At 41.9% G+C, this 3,177-nt stretch carries 4 protein-coding genes; 2 read left to right on the top strand and 2 right to left on the bottom strand.

Annotated elements, in window-relative coordinates; translation table 11 throughout:
- Window positions 1-70 precede the first annotated feature (70 nt).
- Window positions 71-499, bottom strand: a complete 429-nt coding sequence (locus AACS98_RS14375) for a hypothetical protein (RefSeq protein ID WP_066380908.1) — start codon at window positions 497-499, stop codon at window positions 71-73.
- 129 nt (window positions 500-628) lie between these two features.
- A complete protein-coding gene (gene cobU / locus AACS98_RS14370; protein WP_066380907.1) occupies window positions 629-1,183 on the bottom strand; it encodes a bifunctional adenosylcobinamide kinase/adenosylcobinamide-phosphate guanylyltransferase in 555 nt (184 codons plus the stop codon).
- A gap of 173 nt (window positions 1,184-1,356) precedes the next feature.
- Here cobU and AACS98_RS14365 point away from each other — a divergent pair, with 173 nt between their 5' ends.
- Together AACS98_RS14365 and AACS98_RS14360 are read left to right on the top strand one after the other, a co-directional pair.
- Window positions 1,357-2,151, top strand: coding sequence for a hypothetical protein (locus tag AACS98_RS14365; protein ID WP_066380905.1), 795 nt, complete (start codon window positions 1,357-1,359; stop codon window positions 2,149-2,151).
- A 107-nt stretch (window positions 2,152-2,258) separates the two neighbouring features.
- Window positions 2,259-3,177, top strand: a 919-nt coding sequence (locus tag AACS98_RS14360; RefSeq protein WP_066380900.1) for a glycosyltransferase family 2 protein, incomplete at its 3' end; no start/stop codon positions are given.

Raw genomic sequence — 3,177 nt, 5'->3', positions numbered from 1 at the left:
GGGGGAGAGGTCAAAAAAATACTGTGGCTTCTCGTAGTGAAACCACAGTCAATTAATGCAGATTGATCAGTTAATAATTAGCTGAAGTAAGATTTCCTAAAAGTCGATTGCGGATATTTTTTAATTGTTCTTCGTTGTTAATTGGACATCGTGGTGCTGGTAAATCAGTATTCGGCCAGCCTGGTAAATCATTGCATGGACAAAATGCGGCAGGCATACCAACATTTTTCATGGGTACTGGCATCGAACAACGGCTACAAGGCCACATTTCCCATGCTGGCGTTAGTAATTCAGCAATAGTTTCGTCAGTTCCTTCTAGATAACAATCACCTGCCGATAAGAGAATTTTTTGCCAACATTCTTCAAAGTCTTTGCTGTAGCGATCGCCTTGGAATATAGGTTGAGGTAACATTTTTGTTCCCTCGTTACCGATCACTACTTTCTTACCTAACTGAAACCAGTGGGCAAGATATTTTTTAACTTCTTCTTTGTTTGCCATACCTTAATTTTACATTCGGTATGAGGAAAATTTGGATACCAACTGTTTAATTTTCTATTAAGAATCTGACAAAAATTGCTCAAATGAATAATAATCTATTTCTCTTAAAATATCTTAAATTTTGCTTCATCATTCATAATGTAGAGATTTTGCTAATGGTGTACCAAGTATGCTGAGATTAAGAACATGACCACCAGTGACTAAATAAACAGCTTGGCAAATTGAGCCTAAATGACGTACTACAGCACCCAGGCGATCGCGAAATGTCCGCCCTAAAGGATATGCTGGAACTACTCCCCAACCCGTCTCTTCCGCCACAAACACCAAATCAGCAGTTACTAACTGTACCGTTTCTAAAAATTCCCTCAAGGTATTTTCCCAAGTTAAATCATCTTGTTCCAAAAGATTCGCTACCCAAGTGCCTAAAGAATCGACTAACACACAACTATCTGGCTGAATATCAGCCAGGGTTGCAGATAGCATGATTGGTACTTCTAGCGTTACCCAATCGGCAGGACGGCGTTTTTGGTGTTTTTGAATACGTTGATGCCATTCTTGATCATCTAGGTTAACGGTAGCCGTAGCCACATAAACCACCGTTTTTCCTGACTGAATTGCCAAATTTTCCGCCCATTCACTTTTACCAGACCTAGCCGGCCCCGTGACTAAAATAACGTTACGCAAATTTATATCCTAAGTATGTTTGCTTTATTGATAACATTGGTGAAACTAGATCAGTTTGATAAAGATAAAATTAGCACCAAGATTGTTTATGTCAAAATGGGCAAAAGATATAAATTTTAATCAACCCATTTTTAAATATTAAACACTCAGACAGTAGATTTTAGGATATGACTATGAAAGCAGGTGTAAAACGCATTGAAGCAACTCTACACGATTTGGGAACTCGCGATACTGTCACCGTTGAAGCTAGCGATAACACCAAGCGTCCGGTATCCTTCAGGATTAGCGTGGCTGCTAAAGAAGGGAAAAACACAGAAAGCACCACTCAAGCAGCAATTCCAGACTTAGTGACAGACTCCCAGGTGGAACAGACTACTGAGGAAAATTTGTTTTCTCAAGATAGTTCTGTAAAAACCTTTGCTGTACAAGACAATGAAGGTAAAACGCCCAGCCTACCAAAATTTAAAACTCCTACCTTCAGTAACCACCGTCATGGTGCTAATCCTGCCTTAGCCATGAACATTCTGCAAGAGATTCAGGAAGAAGTAGCTCTTTGGCAAACAGAATTACAGTTAATTGTGCAGCAAATTCAGGATATATACTTAGAAGGGCCGATTGTGAATGGTTGGTTAGAATCCAATCCTTGGGATGTAGAACAAGGAGGTACGGCAACACTCCGCCATGCAGAAGTTGAACGACTGATAGATTATGTCCAAGAAATTTGTGACCCTAATGGTACACCTCCTAACCCATCTCTACGTACTGGTTATCGCCTCTGTGGTGTAGATGAGTCTGGTAAACTTTGGTCACGCCCATGTCCACCGAATCAGCTAGCTACAGTCAGTTTAGCGATCGCTCGTTATCAAAAGTTACGCCAACTCTTGGGACGCAAGCAATACCTAGAAACTCGCCTCAGCCAACTAGCCGAAAGTCTGGTAGTTTTACACAGTCACATCCAGCAAGTATGAGGTAGGAGGTGATCACTAACAGTAGATATTTCCACTGTATTCTCTACTCCGGTGAGGGTTTAGCAATGCTAAACCCCTACATTCTAATTTCTATTCCCTAAATTAATATGTCAGAAATTAAAATATCTGCTATAATATGCACTCACAATCGGGATAATTATTTAGGTGCAGCGATAGATAGCCTGTTGGCGCAAGAATTTGCTGGTGAGTTTGAAGTTGTAGTAGTGGATAATGGGTCAAGCGATCGCACCCGTGAAGTAGCAGAACAAAGAGCTAGTAATTCCCGCTTCAAGTATGTATTTGAATCTACGCTGGGATTATCCGTAGCCCGGAACACAGGCGCAAGAGTGGCTCAAGCGGAAATCTTGGCATATTTAGATGATGATGCCGTGGCGACTCCCCACTGGCTACAAGTATTGTATGACACTTATCAAACTAATTCCCAGCTAGCGATCGCCGGTGGTAAAGTTACCCTCTTATGGCCAGCTGGTGTTGAACCTCCTCAATGGCTATCTCCTGCCTTAGCCGGGAATTTGGGAGCCTATGATTTAGGCGACAGCCTGACATACATCCAACAACCAGGCTTAACCCCCAGAGGCTTGAACTACTCCATCCGCCGCAGTTTTTTGGAAGACATAGGAGGTTTTGATCCTGCACTGGGTAGAGTCGGCAAAAACCTCCTGTCTAATGAAGAACTACAAATGACAGAATTAGCACTCAATCGTGGTTGGCAAGTTGCGTATATTCCCCAAGCCTTAGTAGCTCACAACGTCGCCCCAGAACGCATCAACCGCTCTTGGTTTTTCAACCGCAGTTGGTGGCAAGGTATCAGCGAATGCTACCGTGAGCAACTCGCAGGTAAAGCAGGGATTGGTCAATTTAAAATCGGTGGTGAGAGATTTATACGGGGCTTATATAAAGCAATGAAGTATTATAATAATCCAGCCCAAAGCTTTGATAACCTTGTTTATGCCTATGGTCAAGTAGGTTATTTAAACGCCGTTATTCAAAATCTCCTATTCACCA

The organism is Anabaena sp. CA = ATCC 33047 (assembly GCF_963870205.1).
In the GTDB taxonomy this organism is placed as follows: domain Bacteria; phylum Cyanobacteriota; class Cyanobacteriia; order Cyanobacteriales; family Nostocaceae; genus Trichormus.
Note: the sequence above shows the minus strand (reverse complement) of the source record. Positions and strands in the feature narration are given on the sequence as shown.